Origin of the sequence: Enhydrobacter sp., from assembly GCF_030246845.1 — a bacterium.
In the GTDB taxonomy this organism is placed as follows: domain Bacteria; phylum Pseudomonadota; class Alphaproteobacteria; order Reyranellales; family Reyranellaceae; genus Reyranella.
In genome coordinates this window covers 2,196,405-2,214,534 of sequence record NZ_CP126889.1, presented here as the reverse complement: position 1 = coordinate 2,214,534, position 18,130 = coordinate 2,196,405, and the positions used below count along the sequence as shown (strand labels likewise).

The window sequence follows — 18,130 nt, the reverse complement described above, 5'->3', positions numbered from 1 at the left end:
ATGGCCTGGTGAGCACGCTATCCCGGCGGACTTTCGGCACAGGCGCCCTGACGGCCGGCATGGCCGGCAGCCTTCCGCGACGGGCGCGGGGGCAGGAAGAGCCGAGATACGGCGGCACCCTGGTCGCCACGCTGGGCGGTGGCGAGCCGCAGGCCTGCTACGTTCCGTCGGGCGGCGGCCCCAGCCCGATCTTCTCCTCCTCGAAGCTGCTCGAGCGGCTGGCCTATCGCCGCATGGACGGCGATTTCGCGGGCGAGCTGGCCGAAAGCTGGCAGCCTTCCCCGGACTTCAAGTTCTATGCCGTCAAGCTTCGCAAGGGCGTCACCTTCCATGACGGCAAGGACCTCACCGCCCGCGATGTCGCCTACTCCGTGACCGAAATCTGGGCGAGGCATGCCGATCCGCTGGCGCTCGCTGGCCTCGCCGGCATCGATGCGCTGACGGCGGACACGGCCGTGTTCCGCTTCAAGAAGCCGACGCCGCCGTTCTTCTTTGCCTCGCTGCTGAGCGGCCCCGCGAACTATGTCGTCCCGAGGCATGTCTATGAAGGCGGCGATCCCGCCGGCAACGCCGCGAACGATGCCCCGATCGGCACCGGCCCGTGGAAATTCCAGCGCTGGGTGCGCGGCAGCCACTTCGAGTTCGTCCGGAACGCGCGTTACTGGCGCAAGGGCTTCCCCTATCTCGACCGCCTGGTCCTTCGCTACGTGCGCGACCCCGCCGGACGCGCCGCGGCGCTGGAAGCGGGCGAGATCCAGATCGGCGTCCTGACCCCGGTCGCCCTGTCGGACATCCGGCGCCTCACGGCCACCGGCCGGTTCGTCGCCACCGCGAAGGGCTACGAGGAGCGCGTCTGGGCGACCACCCTCGAATGCAACCTGCGCCATCCGATCCTCGCCCGGCGCGAGGTGCGGCAGGCGCTGTTCCACGCGATCGACCGCGAGGTCATCGCGCAGACGATCTATCGCGGCTACGCCCGCGCCGGCACGGGCCCGATCTTCTCGCCCAACACCACCTTCTTCACCGACGACATCCACCGGATCGACTTCGATCCCGAAAAGGCGGCGGCGCTGCTGGATCAGGCCGGCTTTCCCAGAAAGGAAGCGGCCAGGCGCTTCACGCTCGATCTCGTGGCGGCCGGCTGGTTCGCGGCCAACGGCCTCGTCGGCGCCTATGTCAGGCGGGCGCTGGAGGAGATCGGCGTGGGCGTCACGCTCTTCGTCCCCGACCGCTCGACCTCGATCAGGCGCATCTACACCGACTACGACTTCGACCTCGCGATCTCCAACCAGATGAATCCGTCGGAACCGGTGCCGACGACGACGCAGTACTACACCACCGACGGCATCCGGAAGGGCGTGCCGTTCTGCAATGCCTCCGGCTATTCCAATCCCGAGCTCGACCGGCTCGTGGAGGAGATCAAGGTCGAGACCGATGCCGCGCGCCGCAAGGCGCTCGTCGTCGATTTCCAGAAGATCGTGACCCGGGACGCCCCGCTCCTGCCGCTGGTCGAGCTCGACACGGTCACGCTCGCCAGCACCCGGGTCCGCAACCATTCGACCGTGCCCGACTTCGCCGCCGCGAGCTGGCACGACGTGTGGCTCGAGGACTGAGAGGCCGCGTCAGACGACGGACGCCGGATCGGTGTTCGCGCCGCAGACCAGCGTCGCAACCACCTCGTCCGGCGCGGGACGATAGGCGCCGGACAGCAGGGCCGCGAGACCGGTCGCGCCGGCCGGCTCGGCGATCACCCTGAGCTCGTCCCACAGGCCGCGCTGCGCCGCGCGCACGGCGGCGTCATCCACCAGGACGGAGTCGGCCACCAGCTTCCGGGCGATCTCGAAATTCGGCGCGCCGATGCGGCTCGCCCCGAGCGCGTCGGCCGCGATGCCGGAGATCGGCACATCGACCGGCCGGCCGGCACGCAGCGCCGCATGCAGCGTCGGCGTGCCCTCGGTCTCGACGGCGACGATCTTCACCCGCTCGCCGAGGGCCGCCGCGCAGCCTGCGATCAGGCCGCCGCCGCCGACCGCCACCAGCAGCGTGTCGAAGCACGCCTGCTCGGCGAACTCGAGGGCGACGCTGCCGGCGCCCGCGAACACGTCCGGATCCTCGTAGGCATGCACGGTGAGCGCGCCCGCCTCCTCGGCGCGTATCTGCGACGCGGCACGCGCCTCGGCGTAGACGGCGCCGACCTGGTGCACGATGGCGCCGTATCGCCTGAGCCGTTCGACCTTGGTGGGAGCGCTGATGGTCGGCACGAAGATCTCGGCGCGATGGCCGAGCGCGCGGGCGGCATAGGCGACGGCCGCACCGTGATTGCCGCCCGAGGCGGCGATCACGCCGGCGGCCGGCACTTTCGAGACCAGGAGCTTGTGGAAGGCGCCGCGTCCCTTGAACGAGCCGCTCACCTGCAGCGACTCGAGCTTGAGCGCGACCGGCATGGCGAGCCCCAGCGTGCCCGTCGCCAGTGCCAGCGCCGGCGTGCGCCTGACGTGCGGCCGCACCCGCGACCACGCCGCCTCGACATGCTCGCGCGCGATCATCGGCTCGCGCGCCGTACGTCCCGCCGACGCCGCCGGCGATGTTCGGAAGCTGCTCATGCCTTCTTCCTAGCACGCTTGTGCGGCGCGTCGCGCGGCGCCGGCTTGGTTCGAGGGGCCACCGGATCGTACCCCGGGATCATGGCCAGCGCCCGTTTCACCGGATCGGTGGTCCAGGCGTGCGTGACGAAGTCGCCATGGAGATCGGCGCCGCCGCAGGAGACGAAGGCCACCGTGCCCGGCGTCAGCGACTTCGGCAGTGCGTTGCCATAGCGGATGCGTCGCCGCGCCAGCAGGTTCTCGAGAGCGGCGTTGCCGTCGCGGGTGGAATCGGTGTAGGCGCTGAGCAGGAAGCCGGTCTGGCGGCGTGCCGCGGCCCAGGCGGCGAACTTGTCCTCGTCGCCGTAGAGCGAATCGAGCAGCACCACTCCCTTCACCCGGTAGGGCGCGCCGCCGCGCTGCAGACCGTAGGCGGTCGAGAGATAGCCGCCGCTGTAGGAGACGATGACCACCGGCGCGGCATTGAAGTGCGCGCCCACCCGCTTGTCGCCATAGAGACGCATCAGGCGCTCGGCCGCCTCGTCGATATAGGCCGCGAGATGACCGGGCCGCCAGAAGTTGCCGGCGCTCGAATCGGGAGCATCGAAGGCGAGCTGCGGCGCCACCAGGGCGACGTTCTTGCCCGATTCGGCGACCTGCCGCGGCACCGCCTGGCGTGCCATCACGTCGCGCTCGAGCGTCGCTCCCTGCCCGTGCAGGAACAGCACGATCAGCGACGGAAGCTCGGGATTGTACCCGGCCGGCAGGTAGAGCAGCGACCGGCGGTCCGAATAGGTCGTGTCCTCCCAGCACACCTCGCCATTGGCCGCCGTGTGGCCGCGGCGCTTGCCCTGCCGCACGTCCAGAAACGGCTTGTTGGTGCCCGGGATCAGCCCGCGATAGGGAAAGGGCGAGGTGTTGAAGGCGACAAGCTGCGCCTTCGCTTCCTTCAAGGGTTGCGGGCCGGCCGGGGCGCGGGCTGCCCGCGATGCGACGGGCTTTGCCGGCCGCCGCACGTGGGGCGCCGCCTTCTTCTTTTTCGTCGGGGTCCGGGCATGCGCGGCCATCGGCAGGAACAGGGCTGCCAAAAGCAGGGCCCGGCGCTTCACGCCGCGGCGAGCCGCTTCCCGCCCAGCGGCTTCAGGACCGAGAAGAAGGCCGGCAGGGCGACGAGGTAGGCCACCGCACCCACCAGCACGACCGCGGGCAGGCCGAAACTCGTCGCCACGATCGGCACCAGGGCGGCGCCGATCACCGAAAAGCAGCCGTTCACGCCCCAAGCCCACAGGAACATGTGCTCCTTGCCCAGCCGGCTCAAGGTCGTCATCGCCGTCGGCATGGGGAAGCCCATGAGGAAGGCGGGCGGCAGGATCAGCAGCAGGCAGAGCGCGATGCGCAGCAGGTACGGCAGCGTCCCGATCCAGTCCAGCGCGTAGTCGATCGCGAAGGCGTAGACGGCGAGCAGGACGAAGATCGCGAGGAAGATGCGCGGCATCACCCGTCGTGCGCGATCGAAGTAGCGCTCGGACACGAAGCTGCCGAGCCCGGAAAAGACCAGCATGCCGGTGATCAGGACCGACGCCGAGACCGTGGCGTTCGACAGCGCCAGCACGAAGTGGGAGATCATGCCCACCTCGACGGTGATGTAGCCGAGCCCGAGGCAGAGGAAATAGATCATCGTGCCGAACTTGCCGGGATTGTGGCTGAAGATGGTGCGCCAGCCGAAGATCACCGGGAACAGCACGAGCGTGAAGGCGAAGATCGTGGCAATGCCGAGCGTCGCCCAGATCAGCAGGTAACCCCATTCGTCCTGCACCAGCTCCAGCCGGTCGAGGAACTTCAGCAGGTCCTTCACCTTGATGTAGGCCGCGAAATAGGGCTGGTGGTTGGTGAGCATGTGCGTGTCGAACACGTAGTCGTCCGCCACCTGCTGCCAGCCGCCATGGACCAGGTAGTGCCACGCGAGCCGGCCCATCGTGGTCGCCGGCACCAGCGGAGCCGGCGGCGTCCCCGGCGCGTCCGACGCCTGGGCGAGTTCTGGCGGCGGCTTGTCGTGCGGCTCGTCGGCGCCGGACGCCGGCGCGGCCTTGTCGTCCTTGGGTGCCGTCGGATCGGGCGGCGGGCCGGCGTAGAAATACTGGTCGCGATAGTCCTGCAGGGTCTGCGCCAGCGGCGTCGTGTCGACCCTGATGCCGGGATAGTAGATCTCGTCGAACGACATCGCCCGCGTGTGCTCGTTGAGCCTGGCGATCTCGTCGGCGCTGAAGCCGCCGCGCTTGTAGAGCACCGTCGCGGTCGAGAGATAGGCGGCGGCGACATAGAAGTCTTTGGAGATGTCCGCACCGTCGACGTCGCGCGCGGCGGCGGCCATGGTCGCGTAGAGCTTCAGCACCGACTTGGGCGGCTCCTCCTTGTTCCAGAGGGTGACCGACAGGATACCGCCGGGCTTGAGCGCGCGCATGTAGGCGGCCATCGCCTCGCGCGTATAGGCGTACTTCTCGACGATGGCGAAGCCGCCCGGGCTCGACAGGCCGGCCGAGTCGGCGAGCGACAGGTCGATCACGTCGTAGCGGTTCTTGGTGTGGGCGAGATAGAGGCGCCCGTCGTAGTCGACGACGCTCACCTTGGGATTGTTCAGGATGTCGCCGGTGAAGGCGCGCAGCCCCTTGTCCTCGCGGAACGCCGTCAGGATGGCGGGATTGCCCTCGGCCACCGTGACATGCTCGGAGCCCTCCTTCAGCGCCACCGCCGTCGAGATGCCGCCGCCGAACTGGACCACGAAGGTGTCCGGCTTCTGCTTCAGCACATAGGGATAGTACATCGGCAGGTAGCGGAAATAGGCGACCTCGTCCTCCGGCAGATCCTTGATGATGCCCTGCGGGCCGTCCGAATCGAGATACAGGCCAAGATAGGCGTTCGCCGGCATCTTCTTCAGGTTGAAGGCGGCGTTATCGGAAAGGCCGGGCGCGAAGTGCAGATAGGAGCTCGAATAGATCTCCATGTAGCCGAACGGCGAGGCGCGCTCGTAGGTGCGCTTGCTGTCGGGGAACTTGCGGGCATAGGCGACGCCCTTGTAGTCGGACACCGCGAGCGTGGGGATGCCGAGCGCGGGCGGCAGGACGTAGTGCGCGAGCCCGGTGAGGAGCGCGACGACGACGAGCGCCACGATGCCGCGCCGGTCGCGCATGGACACGAACCACAGCACGCCGCCCGCCATCCACAGGAGCAGCGGCGCCATGATGATGTTGTCGGGGGTGAACACGTACAGGGCGAGCAGCACGGAAAGCCCGCACAGGCCCGACCCGGCCATGTCGGCGAAATAGACGCGGTTGAAGGTCTTCTGCGCCTTCAGGAACACGATGCCGAGATAGAGCGCGCCGGCCAGGAACGGCAGGAAGTAGAGCACGAAGTTGGCGAACAGCCGCCACTTCTGCATCGGGTCGGAAATCAGGAAGATGGCGTTGAACGGCACCTGCTGGGCGATCAGGTTGCATCCCACCATCAGCGGCCCGAACAGCAGCAGCGCCGTCTTCACCGCGCCCTGCCAGTGGCGCTCGAACCAGCCCTTGCCCACGCACATCACTGCCGAGGTCAGCCCGAAGCCGAACATGGCGAGGCTCACGACCAGCGAGCCGAAATGCGCCCAGCTCCCGACCGAGAACACGCGCATAATGGCGATCTGCAGCGCGATGATGCTGCCGGCCACCAGCCCGACCGAGAGATAGAAGGGGATTGGCGCGCGCCGCTCGAAATCGACCGAGATCAAATGAGGAGATCCTTCACGCTGACTGCACCACCGGAGTGGCGCGCTCCCTTGAGCGCCTCATCGGAGCGCGCAACTCCGGTTGCGCTCATGGGCGTGGAAGTGCGGGAGACCGTGCAATAGTGCCTCCCCGCGCAGCGCCTAGCGGTTGTGCGTGCCGACGATCTTGTCGCCTTCGAGCTTGGTGAAGGGCACGAAGGGCACGATCTTGCCGCCGTAGATGTCCTCGCGCGTCGTCGTGATCGAGCCGTCGGCGCCTTCCACCTTGGCGATCTTGAGCACGCGCTGCGCGCCCGGCGGGCCGACCGGGATGACCATGAGGCCGCCCGACTTGAGCTGCTGCAGGAGCGGCGGCGGCACATGGTCGATGCCGCAGGTCACGATGATCTTGTCGAACGGCGCGAACTCTTCCCAGCCATAGTAGCCGTCGGCCGCCTTGCTCTTGATGTGCTGGTACTCGGTGTAGCCCTTCTCGATCAGCTTGTCGTAGAGCGCCCGCGTCCGCTCGGCCAGCGGCTTGATGATCTCGATCGTGTAGGCGTTCTCGGTCAGGTTCGCGATATAGGCCGACTGCACGCCCGATCCCGTGCCGATCTCCAGCACCTTGTCGCCGCGCTTCACCTCCAGGACGTTGGTCATGCGACCCTGCAGATGCGGGCCCGACATGGTGACGCCGTAGCCGATATCGAGAAAGGCGTGGTCGTAGGCGTGCTTGTGGATCTGCGGCCGGACCGAGGCGAACTCCTCGCGCGGGGTCAGCAGAAAGGCGCGGATGGTGGGCGCGCTCCACAGGTCCTTGTTGCGGAGCAGGGCCTGGCACCGGTCCCAGCGCTGGCCGAGGAAGCCCGGATCCTCGCCGCGCGCCTTGCCCCATTCGATGAAGTGCTCGCGCGTGTCGGTCGGGGGGTTGAGATCCCAGCTATAGGGCTTGATGGTGGCGGCGAAGGCCGGCGGAGCCAGGCTGGCAATGGTGCCGGAGGCGGCCAGCGCCGCGGTGCCGGAGACGAAGTCGCGTCTCTTCAAGATGTCCTCCTTGGCGCGCGCCCCAAGGGGAGGGGGTAAGGGGCAGCCGCACCGCGACTAGATACGGGAATTGTGGCAGTTTTGCCAGCGCGATGGCCACGCGGCAGACTGTCCCGCGACAGCCGCGCCTAGACGACTTCGTCGCGATGGATCCCGGCGATCTCGGCGGCGGAGTAGCCGGCCTCCTTCAGCACCTCGTCGGTATGCTCGCCGAGCCGGGCCGGCGGCCTGTCCACGGAGCCGCCGCCATGCTCCAGCCGGAAACCCGACCCCACCAACCGGACGGGGCCATGCTCGGTCTCGACCTCCTGCAGCACGGTACGGTGCCGGAAGAGATCGAGCCGGGCGGTCTCGGGAATGGTGAGCACCCGCCCGGCCGGCACATCGGCCTGGGCGAAGCGCTCGACCCAGGTCGCCGAGGTCTCTTTGCCGAGCGCCTCCTCGACGATCTCGTGCAGCGCCTTGTTGTTCTTGATGCGCGTCGGCCAGTCGGCGAAGCGCGGATCGGCCAGCGCCTCCTCGCGGCCGAGAGTCTTCATCAGGCGCTGGAACTGCGGGTCGGTCATGACGGCGAGCACGATCCACCCGTCCCTGGTCTTGAAGAGATTGCCGGTGGGCTTGCGCGTCACCGACAGGTTCTCGGCCTGCTGGTGCACGCGTCCGGTCATCATGTGCTCGGTGAACTGCTGGGCGAGATAGGCCATCACCGCATCGATCATGGCGACATCGACGAGCTGGCCCTTGCCGGTATGGGTGCGCTGGTAGAGCGCCGAGGCGACGCCGAACGCCGCCGTCGCCCCCGACATCACGTCGGCTCCGGCGAAGCCCACCCGCGTGGGCCCGTTGGCGGGAAAGCCGGTGATCGACATCAGGCCCGACATGGCCTGGATCATGCCGTCGAAGGCCGCCGTCTTGGCCGCCGGCCCGACCTGGCCGAAGCCCGAGACGGCGCAATAGATGAGCCGCGGGTTGATCGCCTTCAGCGCCTCGTAGCCGATGCCGAGCTTGTCCATGACGCCGGGGCGGAAGTTCTCCATCACCACGTCGGCCCCGGCGGCCAGCCGCTTCACGATCTCGATCGCCTTGGGCTTCTTGAGGTCGAGCGTGATCGAGCGCTTGCCGGCGTTGACCGCGACCCAGGGCGCGGCGAGCCCGCGCTTCTCCCAGTCGTTGGCCCGGTTGCCGAAGCGCATCTCGTCGCCGTCGCGCGACTCGACCTTGACGACATCGGCTCCCAGCAGGGCGAGCTGATAGGAGCCGTAGGGCCCCGCCAGCACGCGTGTGAAGTCGAGGATCTTGACGCCGGAAAAGGGCTTGCTCATCGGACCACACTACTCTCTTCGGGACCGCGCGCTTCCAGCGCGCTGGTGAGCGGGCCGGAGGCCCGCGGTCCCATGATCACGCCACTCCCGCCCGCTTGCGCTGGTCGAGCGCCACCTGCTTCACCTTGTCGAACTCGGCGCGGCGGCGGGCCACTTCCTCGGGCGGCAGGCGGGCCATGTTGTTGTAGTCCTGCTTCCAGTCGCCGTCGGCGGTCCAGCGCAGCGGCGACTGCACCGTCGTGCGCGGCCCCGGCGCGCTCTCCAGCACCCTGAGCGCCAGATCGAGCGTGAAGCGCTGCGTGTCTGGCTCGTGCGGCTTGCCGCAGGAATTGCCCAGCGGGAAGTCGCTGAACAGGAAGCGCGGCACGCCGGCCCATTCGACGATGTCCTTCGCCGCCCCCATGACGACGGTGGGGATGCCGTTTCGTTCGAGATGTCGGGCGGTCAGACTCACGGTCTGATGGCAGACGGGTCAGGTCGGCACGAGCAGCGCCGCATCGACCTGGTCCTGCCGGCAGCGGGCCAGGATCTCCGGCGCGTCGGTCTCGATGGTCACCCGCTGGCTGCGGTTGGTCGGCGCGCCGTGGAAGCGCGGCGCCAGCTTGAACCGGCCCTGGCGGGCGAACTCGCGCATCAGCGGCAGCGGGAACCAGGTGTTGCTGTCGGTCGCCGTCGTGTGCTTGCGGTCGTAGCCGATATGGCTGATCCGCGTGTCGTGATCGACCGCGGTGTCGCCCGAATAGACGCTGTAGAACTTCGCTGCCGCATTGTAGGGCGCGCCCGGCCCCTGATCGCCCTTGTCGGGCTGGTACGGCGCGGCGGTGGTGATCAGCGCCAGCACGCTTTCCTTCAGCGGCTTCCCGGGCGGCTGGAACGGCACATCGACATAGTGCGCCCAGCGGTAGGGATTGTCGTAGCCCAGCGCCAGATAGTACTCACGCGTGCGGCGCATGTACTCGATCGGCGCGTCGAAATCCGGGGCGAAATCCGTGGTGTCGGCCATCGCCCGAGCCTAGGCGAGCGCGCCTCCAAGTCAATTCGGCCTTTCCGCTGACCGGTTTGGCCCAGCGATGTTATTGACAACAACACTTTGGTGTTGTTAGCTGTGACAACGTGAAAGCCCGACTGATAGAGAAGTCGCGAACAATAATCAACGATGCGACTTTCTTCGAGGTGGTGTTGTGGCACTTGCCCAGCCCGGTGCCGGGCAGCACGCATCCCTTCAAATATCGGCTGGCCCTCGTCGTGAACGGTGTCTGCGTCCTGCGCTATGACAACGAACGCGGGAAAGGCGGTCACCGGCATCTGGGCGACAGCGACGAAACCATAGCGTTCACATCGCTTGAAGCGCTTTTCGATGCCTTTCAGGCGGATATGGAAAGGATACTCAAATGACCACCTTGATCGTGCGTTTGGGAACGACAATCGATGCCCGGGCTCGCTTCGTCGAGGCTGGGCGGCGGGCGCTGGCCGGAAAGGCTGGAAAGGCGAGTCCTTCCGTCAATTTCGCCTCCTACGAAGACATGCATCGCGTCCTCGCGCCGTCTCGCCTTGCCATCGTCAAGGCACTGGCCGGACAGGGCCCCTTGTCGATCCGCGAGACGGCACGACGCGTCGGTCGCGACGTGCAGGCTGTCCATCGCGACATCACGACCCTCATCGAGGCTGGCATCATCGACCGCACAGAGGACGGCGTCGCCTTCCCCTATGATCGCCTCCATTTCGAATACGACATCAGCGCCGCCGCGTGACAGGTGCCTTCTCTTTCGACACGGCGGACTTTTGCCGCTTGTACTGTCCGTTCTGCGCCGGCCACGCTGCCGGAGACCGCCACTGTTATGGTTTTCTTCGACCAGAACAGTTCCGAGATACGTCCCTTCTATTTGGCAAACTATGTAGATAAGTTTGCTCATACTGTGAAAAGCAGAAAGCTGCCGGTTAAGGATCCTCACATCGAAGGAGGTCGTTCCGGAGCAGCTGAATCGCCGCACCGTACTGGTCACTTGGCTGGTCTGACTGGTCCCCTCTCACCGCAGCCATAGTGCGGCCCAACTTGGCCGCGTTATATAGCGCCCCGGGGAACTTCGGGACTGGAGCGCGGGCATGGCGATCGGACGGCGCGGCATCTTGGCGGGCGGTGCGGCCCTTTGGATCGGCGCGCCCGCCATCGTGCGGGCGCAGAGCACGTCGAAGATCAATGTCAGCCACGGCATGGCCATGCACGGCGAGCCCAGATATCCGGCCGATGCCGGACCGCCCGACTTCGTCAACCCCGATGCGCCCAAGGGCGGCGCGGTCAAGTTCGGCGCGCTCGGCACCTTCGATTCGCTGCATCCCTTCACGCTGAAAGGCGTGCCCGCCGCCGGCATCGGCAACCTGTGGGAGACGCTCTGCCGGCAGTCGCCCGACGAAGCCTTCACCGTCTATGGCCTGATCGCCGAGACGATCGAATGGCCGGACGACCGTTCGTGGGTCGCCTTCAACCTGCGGCCGCAGGCCAGGTGGCACGACGGCACCCCGATCACGCCCGAGGATGTCGTCTTCAGCCTCGACATCCTGAAGAGCAAGGGCCGACCCAACTATGCCGCCTACTATGCCGACGTCCTGAAGGCGGAGAAGAGCGGCGAGCGGAAGGTCCACTTCACCTTTCGCGACGCCATGAACCGCGAGCTGCCGCTGATCCTCGGCCAGTTGCCGATCCTGTCGTCCAGATGGTGGCAGGGGAAGGACTTCGAGAAGGTGTCGCTGGAGCCCGCGCTGGGCAGCGGCCCCTACAAGGTCGATTCGGTCGATGTCGGTCGCTCGATCACCTATCGCCGCGCGCCCGAATGGTGGGCGAAGGACCTGTGGCTCAACCGCGGCCGCAGCAACTTCGAGACTATGCGCTACGACTATTACCGCGACAACACCATCGTTTTCGAGGCCTTCAAGGGCGGCGCCATCGACATCCGGCGCGAGAACTCGGGCCGCAACTGGATGATCGGCTACAAGGACCTCCCCGCCGTCGCCGACGGCCGCATCCAGCGGGCCGCGATCGCGCACGAGAACCCGGCGCCCATGCAGGGCTTCGTCTTCAACACGCGGCGCGACATGTTCAAGCACCGCAACGTGCGCCAGGCGATCGGCCTGATGTACGACTTCGAGTGGCAGAACAAGAACCTGAGCTACGGCTTCTACCAGCGCACGCGCTCCTACTTCGGCAACTGCGAGCTCGAGGCCAAGGGCCTGCCCTCGCCCGAGGAGCTTAAAATCCTGGAGCCGCTGCGCGGCAAGATCCCCGACGAGGTGTTCACGGCCGAGTTCAACCCGCCCAAGACCGACGGCTCGGGCAATATCCGCGAGCAGCTGCGCCAGGCGATTCCGCTGCTCAAGGCCGCCGGCTGGGAGATCAAGAACGGCAAGATGACCGACAAGGACGGGCGCAAGCTCGCCTTCGAGATCCTGCTGAGTGACGCGGCGTTCGAGAAGATGGCGCTGCCGGTGAAGCAGAATCTCGAGCGCATCGGCATCGACATGACGCTGCGCACCGTCGACACCTCGCAGTACCAGCGCCGCACCGACAACTACGACTTCGACATGATCATCGATCTCTGGGCCGAGTCGCTGTCGCCGGGCAACGAGCAGCGCGACTTCTGGGGCTCCAAGGCCGCCGACATCCCGGGCGGGCGCAACACGATCGGCATCAAGGATGCGGCGATCGACCGACTGGTCGAGCTGATCGTCGCCGCCCCCGACCGCGCGAGCCTGATCACCCGCACCCGCTGCCTCGACCGCGTGCTCTCCTGGCACATGTTCGTGATCCCGCAGTTCTATTCCGGCAAGGCGCTGGTGGCCTACTGGAACCGCTTCGGCCGGCCGGACAAGACGGCGAAGTACGAGCCGCTCGCCTTCGACACCTGGTGGGTCGACGAGGCCAAGGACCGCGCGCTGACGAACCGCGGGGAGAAGAAATGAGCATCGTTGGACCGCGCGCATCCTGCGCGCCCATGAGCGGGCCGGAAGCCCGCGGTCCAAGAGAGCGCCACTGGAGTGGCGCGCTCCCAGCGGCCTGATGCTCGCCTACATCCTGCGGCGGCTGGCGCTGGTGGTGCCGACGCTGTTCGGCATCATGGTGCTGAACTTCTTCATCATCCAGGCGGCGCCGGGCGGGCCGGTCGAGCAGATGATCGCGCGCATCGAGGGCACCGCGGTGGGCGCCACCGAGCGCTTCTCCGGCAGCTCGTCCGGCGGCGAGATCATGCAGCGCGGCCAGAGCCAGGAGAACACCAGCACCTATCGCGGCGCGCGCGGCCTGCCGCCCGAGCTGATCCAGCGCATCGAGAAAATGTACGGCTTCGACAAGCCGATCTACGAGCGCTTCTGGCTGATGGTCAGGAACTATGCCGTCTTCGACTTCGGCGACAGCTTCTTCCGCAACAGCCGTGTCGTCGACCTGGTGCTGGACAAGATGCCGGTCTCGATCTCGCTCGGCCTGTGGACGACGCTGCTGGTCTATCTGGTGTCGATTCCGCTCGGCATCGCCAAGGCGGTGCGCGACGGCAGCCGGTTCGACCTCGGCAGCTCGACCTTCCTGATCGTGCTCAACGCCATCCCGGGATTCCTGTTCGCCATCCTGCTGGTCGTGCTGTTCGCCGGCGGCCGCTACGTCCAGTGGTTCCCGCTGCGCGGGCTGGTGTCGGACGACTGGCACAGCCTCGGCCTCGCGTCGAAGATCGCCGACTATCTCTGGCACATGGTGCTGCCGATCAGCTCGATGGTGGTCGGCGGCTTCGCCGGCCTCACCTTCCTGACCAAGAACTCGTTCATCGACGAGATCGGCAAGCAGTACGTCATGACGGCGCGCGCCAAGGGCCTGGTCGAGCACCGCGTGCTCTACGGCCACGTTTTCCGCAACGCCATGCTGATCGTGATCGCCGGCTTTCCCGCCGCGTTCGTCACCGCCCTGTTCACAGGCTCGCTGCTCACCGAGGTGATCTTCTCCCTCGACGGGCTCGGGCTGCTGGGCTTCGAGGCGGCGATCAACCGCGACTATCCGGTGATCTTCGGCACGCTCTATTTCTTCGGGCTGATCGGCCTCGTGATGAACATCATCGGCGACCTCGTCTACACCGTCGTCGATCCGCGCATCGACTTCGCGACCCGCGGCGCATGAGAGCCGTCACGCGCCGCCGGCTCGCGCAGTTCCGCGCCAATCGCCGCGGCATGATCTCGCTGGTCGTCTTCGGTGTGCTGTTCTTCCTCTCGCTGTTCGCCGAGTTCCTGGCCAACGACCGGCCGATCCTGGTCCGCTACGACGGCCACTTCTACATGCCGGTGTTCCGCGACTATCCGGAGACGACCTTCGGCGGCGACCTGCCGATCAACGCCGTCTTCACGGACAAGGTGATCCAGGACCTGATCGACGCCAAGGGCTGGATGGTGTGGCCGCTGATCCCCTACAGCTACGACACCATCGTCGAGAGCGAGCGGCGCACCTCGCTGCTGCCGCCCTCGCTCGCCCATCCGCTCGGCACCGACGACCAGGCGCGCGACGTGCTGGCCCGCGTGATCTACGGCTTCCGCATCTCCGTCCTGTTCGGGCTCGCGCTCACGGTCCTGAGCTCGATCGTGGGCATCGCCGCCGGCGCGGTGCAGGGCTATTTCGGCGGCTGGGTCGATCTCTCCTTCCAGCGCTTTCTCGAGATCTGGTCGAGCATGCCGACGCTGTACCTGCTCATCATCCTGGCGAGCCTGGTCCAGCCCGGCTTCTGGATCCTGCTCGGCATCATGCTGCTGTTCAGCTGGATGGCGCTGGTCGGCTACGTGCGGGCGGAGTTCCTGCGCGGCCGCAACTTCGACTATGTCCGGGCCGCCCGCGCGCTCGGCATGCTGGACGTGCGCATCATGATGCGGCACATCCTGCCCAACGCCATGACGGCGAGCCTCACCTATCTGCCCTTCATCCTTGCCGGCTCCGTGACCACCCTCACCTCGCTCGACTTCCTGGGCTTCGGCCTGCCGCCGGGCTCGCCGTCGCTGGGCGAGCTGGTGCTGCAGGGCAAGAACAACCTCAACGCGCCCTGGCTCGCCTTCACCGCCTTCGTCGTGATCGCGCTGATGCTGGCGCTGCTGGTGTTCATCGGCGAGGCGGTGCGCGACGCCTTCAACCCGCGCAAGATGGCGGCATGAGCGAGGCCGGTCTTCTCGAGGTGCGCGACCTCGCGGTGACGTTCGGCGCCGGAAGCGGCGCCGTCGCGGCGGTGAGGGGCGTGAGCTTCGACGTCCGCCGCGGCGAGACGGTGGCGCTGGTGGGCGAATCGGGCTCGGGCAAGTCGGTGACGGCGCTCTCGGTGCTGCAGCTCCTGCCCTATCCGACCGCGCGCCATCCTCGGGGCTCGATCCGCTTCCAGGGCCGGGAGATGGTGGGGGCGCCGGCGCGCGAGCTCCTGCAGGTGCGCGGCGATCGCGTGTCGATGATCTTCCAGGAGCCCATGACCTCGCTCAACCCGCTGCACACGATCGAGCGGCAGGTGAACGAGGCGCTGATCCTGCACAAGGGCCTGTCGCGGACGGCGGCGCGCAGGCGCACGCTGGAGCTTCTGGAGCAGGTCGGCATTCCCGAGGCGGCCAAGCGCCTCGACGCCTATCCGCACCAGCTCTCGGGCGGCCAGCGTCAGCGCGTGATGATCGCCATGGCGCTCGCCAACGAGCCCGACCTCCTGATCGCCGACGAGCCCACCACGGCGCTCGACGTCACCATCCAGGCGCAGATCCTGAAGCTCCTGACGAGCCTGCAGGCGAAGTACGGCATGGCGCTGCTCTTCATCACCCACGATCTCGGCATCGTGCGCAAGGTCGCAGACCGGGTGTGCGTGATGACCCAGGGCGAGATCGTCGAGCAGGGGCCGGTCGACCAGGTCTTCGAGCGCCCGCGCCACGCCTACACGAGGCACCTCCTGTCGGCCGAGCCCAAGGGCCGGCCGGTGGCCGTCGATCCGGCGGCGCCCGAGATCGTCCGGCTCGACGACCTCAAGGTGCACTTCCCCATCAAGCGCGGCGTGCTGCGGCGAACGGTGGGCCATGTGAAGGCGGTCGACGGCGTGAGCCTCGCGCTGAAGGAAGGCCACACGATCGGGCTGGTGGGCGAGTCGGGCTCCGGCAAGACCACGATCGGCCTCGCCCTTCTGCGCCTGGAGCGGAGCGAGGGCGGCATCCGGTTCGACGGCCGCGACCTGCAGGCGCTCGGCCAGCGCGATATCCGCCCGCTGCGCCGGCAGATGCAGATCGTGTTCCAGGATCCCTTCAGCTCGCTCAGCCCGCGCATGACGATCGCGGAGATCGTGGGCGAGGGCCTCGAGGTGCACGGCATCGGCAGCCCCGCCGAGCGCGCCGGCATGATCGACGCCGCGCTGCGCGAGGTGGGTCTCGATCCCGCCATGCGCGAGCGCTACCCGCACGAATTCTCGGGCGGCCAGCGCCAGCGCATCGCCATCGCCCGGGCGCTGGTACTGAAGCCGCGCTTCATTGTGCTCGACGAGCCGACCTCGGCGCTCGACATGAGCGTGCAGGCGCAGATCGTCGACCTGCTGCGCGACCTGCAGGCGCGCCACAAGCTCGCCTATCTCTTCATCAGCCACGATCTCAAGGTGGTGCGCGCGCTCGCCGACGAGGTGGTGGTGCTGCGCGCCGGCAAGGTGGTGGAGCGCGGCCCGGCCGCGCAGGTATTCGGCGCGCCGCAGACGCCCTACACCAAGGCCCTGATCGCCGCGGCCTTCAACCTCGAGACGGTCGGATGAAGGCAAGCACATGATCGGCGTCGCGAAAGTTCCCTCACCGCGTTCGGGATGACACGGTTTTCTGCGCAAGGGAGAAATTCATGGCGGGAGCCATTGCCTATGTCAGCCGCGACACCGACGGCGTCGCCTGGAGGAAGGTGCTGGAGGCCGGGCTCGGTCCGATCGACTACCGCACGCTGGCGGGCGGTCTCGGCAACACCGACGAGATCGAGATTGCGCTCGCCTGGAAGCCGAAGCCGGGCCTGCTCGCCTCCTTCAGGAACATGAGGATGATCGTCTCGCTCGGCATGGGCGTCGATCACCTGCTGGCCGACGACAGGTTGCCGGAGGGCGTGCCCATCACCCGCATCATGGACGACGGGCTCGTGGGCCAGATGAGCGAATACGCGATCTACTGGGCACTGAGGCACCATCGCGACATCGACAGGTACGAGGCCTCGCAGCGCGCGCGGACGTGGAAGCCGGAAGAGTTCGTCGACACCATCCATCGCCGCATCGGCGTGATGGGGCTGGGAACGATCGGCCAGGACACGGCGCGGAAGTTCGCGATGCTGGGCTTCCCCACGGCGGGCTGGAGCCGCACGGCCAAGGAGATCGCGGGCATCGAGACGTTCCACGGCGCCGACGGCTTCCGCGAATTCCTGGCGCGCACCGATATCCTGGTCGATGTCCTGCCGCTCACGCGCGACACGAAGGGCCTGCTCGACGGCAAAGCCTTCTCGGCTCTGCCCCGCGGCGCCTATTTCATCAACATGGCGCGCGGCGGCCATGTCGTGGACGTCGACCTGCTGGCGGCGCTGGATTCGGAGCATCTCGGCGGTGCAGCGCTCGACGTGTTCAACACCGAGCCGCTGCCCCCGGACCATCCCTACTGGACGCATCCCAGGGTGCACGTGACGCCGCATGTCGCCGGCGCCACCAATCCGCGCACCGCCTCGCCCGGGGTGATCGAGAACATCAAGCGCCTGCGCGCCGGCCAGCCGCTGATCAACACCGTCGATCCGAAGACGGGGTATTGATCTTTCCGGTCTGAGATATCCGTGTCATCCCGAGCGGCAGCGAGCGATCTTTACCGGCATCGCGAAGGATCTCTCGCCGCGCTCGGGACGACACGGATAGGCGAATCCTACTTTCTCAAGCCGCCGCCTTCGATGCCGCCTTGATGTTGGAGCGCTCGATGCGATCGAGGTTGGCGCCTTCGATGCGCACCAGCTTGGTGAGCGAATCGCGCTTGGGCGAGTGCACCACGCCGACATCGTAGAAATGGGAGTCGCCCGGCTTCAGGACATAGGTCCGCTCGGGCTCGACCAGCGTCGGGTCGGTGCCGTCGCCCTTCCTGACGATGCGCCAGTCGGTCATCTCGGTGTCGCCGACGGCGAGGCCGTAGATCGCCCAGCTCGAACCGTGATCGTGCGGCTCGCCGTGCGCCGGCTTCTCGTAGACATGGCCGCAGATGCAGAAGCCGAGCTCGGGATCCTCGTACAGCACCTTGCGCGGCTTGCACTGGTCGGCGGTCAGGTGCCGCTCGACGAAGTCCTTGTCGAGCAGCACCCTGGAGACGAGCTTGCAGACTTCCTGCTTGCCGCCGACGCCGGGGTCGGCCTTCAACGCGGCGCGGATGTCGCTGGCGAGCTGTTCGAGCGTGTAGGCCATTCGGTCCTCCAT

Annotated in this window: 15 protein-coding genes; 8 read left to right on the top strand and 7 right to left on the bottom strand. The window is 67.3% G+C overall.

Features of this window, described 5'->3' with window-relative positions; all coding sequences use genetic code 11:
• The first annotated feature begins 8 nt into the window (after nt 1-8).
• Nucleotides 9-1,613 carry an ABC transporter substrate-binding protein gene (locus OJF58_RS11100; RefSeq protein WP_300784278.1) on the top strand — a complete coding sequence of 535 codons (1,605 nt, stop codon included), beginning with the start codon at nt 9-11 and terminating at the stop codon, nt 1,611-1,613.
• Between the two features lie 9 nt (nt 1,614-1,622).
• On the opposite strand, the gene OJF58_RS11095 is transcribed toward OJF58_RS11100, so the two are convergent.
• The 6 genes from OJF58_RS11095 to OJF58_RS11070 all read right to left on the bottom strand — a co-directional run bounded on the left by OJF58_RS11095 (nt 1,623) and on the right by OJF58_RS11070 (nt 9,693).
• Nucleotides 1,623-2,603, bottom strand: a complete 981-nt coding sequence (locus OJF58_RS11095) for a threonine/serine dehydratase (protein ID WP_300784276.1) — start codon at nt 2,601-2,603, stop codon at nt 1,623-1,625.
• Entirely contained in the window at nt 2,600-3,691 is a 1,092-nt protein-coding gene (locus OJF58_RS11090) for an alpha/beta hydrolase (RefSeq protein ID WP_300784275.1), read from the bottom strand. Before OJF58_RS11090 ends, OJF58_RS11095 begins: the two co-directional genes overlap by 4 nt.
• Nucleotides 3,688-6,348, bottom strand: coding sequence for a hypothetical protein (locus tag OJF58_RS11085; RefSeq protein WP_300784273.1), 2,661 nt, complete (start codon nt 6,346-6,348; stop codon nt 3,688-3,690). Before OJF58_RS11085 ends, OJF58_RS11090 begins: the two co-directional genes overlap by 4 nt.
• 138 nt (nt 6,349-6,486) lie before the next feature.
• Nucleotides 6,487-7,368, bottom strand: coding sequence for a protein-L-isoaspartate O-methyltransferase (locus OJF58_RS11080; protein ID WP_300784272.1), 882 nt, complete (start codon nt 7,366-7,368; stop codon nt 6,487-6,489).
• A gap of 128 nt (nt 7,369-7,496) precedes the next feature.
• Entirely contained in the window at nt 7,497-8,690 is a 1,194-nt protein-coding gene (locus tag OJF58_RS11075) for a CoA transferase (protein ID WP_300784271.1), read from the bottom strand.
• A gap of 76 nt (nt 8,691-8,766) precedes the next feature.
• A complete protein-coding gene (locus OJF58_RS11070) occupies nt 8,767-9,693 on the bottom strand; it encodes a glycine/sarcosine/betaine reductase selenoprotein B family protein (RefSeq protein WP_300784269.1) in 927 nt (308 codons plus the stop codon).
• Nucleotides 9,694-9,803: 110 nt separating this feature from the next.
• Here OJF58_RS11070 and OJF58_RS11065 point away from each other — a divergent pair, with 110 nt between their 5' ends.
• The 7 genes from OJF58_RS11065 (at nt 9,804) to OJF58_RS11035 (ending at nt 17,484) form a co-directional block, all read left to right on the top strand.
• Nucleotides 9,804-10,085 carry a DUF6516 family protein gene (locus tag OJF58_RS11065; protein WP_300784268.1) on the top strand — a complete coding sequence of 94 codons (282 nt, stop codon included), beginning with the start codon at nt 9,804-9,806 and terminating at the stop codon, nt 10,083-10,085.
• Entirely contained in the window at nt 10,082-10,441 is a 360-nt protein-coding gene (locus OJF58_RS11060) for a helix-turn-helix domain-containing protein (RefSeq protein ID WP_300784266.1), read from the top strand. The genes OJF58_RS11065 and OJF58_RS11060 overlap by 4 nt, the downstream gene beginning before the upstream one ends.
• Before the next feature lie 352 nt (nt 10,442-10,793).
• Entirely contained in the window at nt 10,794-12,644 is a 1,851-nt protein-coding gene (locus OJF58_RS11055; protein ID WP_300784264.1) for an extracellular solute-binding protein, read from the top strand.
• A gap of 97 nt (nt 12,645-12,741) precedes the next feature.
• A complete protein-coding gene (locus OJF58_RS11050) occupies nt 12,742-13,842 on the top strand; it encodes a microcin C ABC transporter permease YejB (RefSeq protein WP_300784262.1) in 1,101 nt (366 codons plus the stop codon).
• Nucleotides 13,839-14,858 (top strand): ABC transporter permease, encoded by a 1,020-nt coding sequence (locus OJF58_RS11045; protein WP_300784261.1) that lies wholly within the window; start codon nt 13,839-13,841, stop codon nt 14,856-14,858. Before OJF58_RS11050 ends, OJF58_RS11045 begins: the two co-directional genes overlap by 4 nt.
• Complete coding sequence (locus OJF58_RS11040; RefSeq protein ID WP_300784259.1) at nt 14,855-16,465, top strand: ABC transporter ATP-binding protein; 1,611 nt, start codon at nt 14,855-14,857, stop codon at nt 16,463-16,465. The genes OJF58_RS11045 and OJF58_RS11040 overlap by 4 nt, the downstream gene beginning before the upstream one ends.
• An 80-nt stretch (nt 16,466-16,545) precedes the next feature.
• Complete coding sequence (locus OJF58_RS11035; protein WP_300784257.1) at nt 16,546-17,484, top strand: glyoxylate/hydroxypyruvate reductase A; 939 nt, start codon at nt 16,546-16,548, stop codon at nt 17,482-17,484.
• Between the two features lie 115 nt (nt 17,485-17,599).
• On the opposite strand, the gene OJF58_RS11030 is transcribed toward OJF58_RS11035, so the two are convergent.
• Nucleotides 17,600-18,118, bottom strand: coding sequence for a hypothetical protein (locus tag OJF58_RS11030; RefSeq protein WP_300784255.1), 519 nt, complete (start codon nt 18,116-18,118; stop codon nt 17,600-17,602).
• Nucleotides 18,119-18,130: the final 12 nt, after the last annotated feature.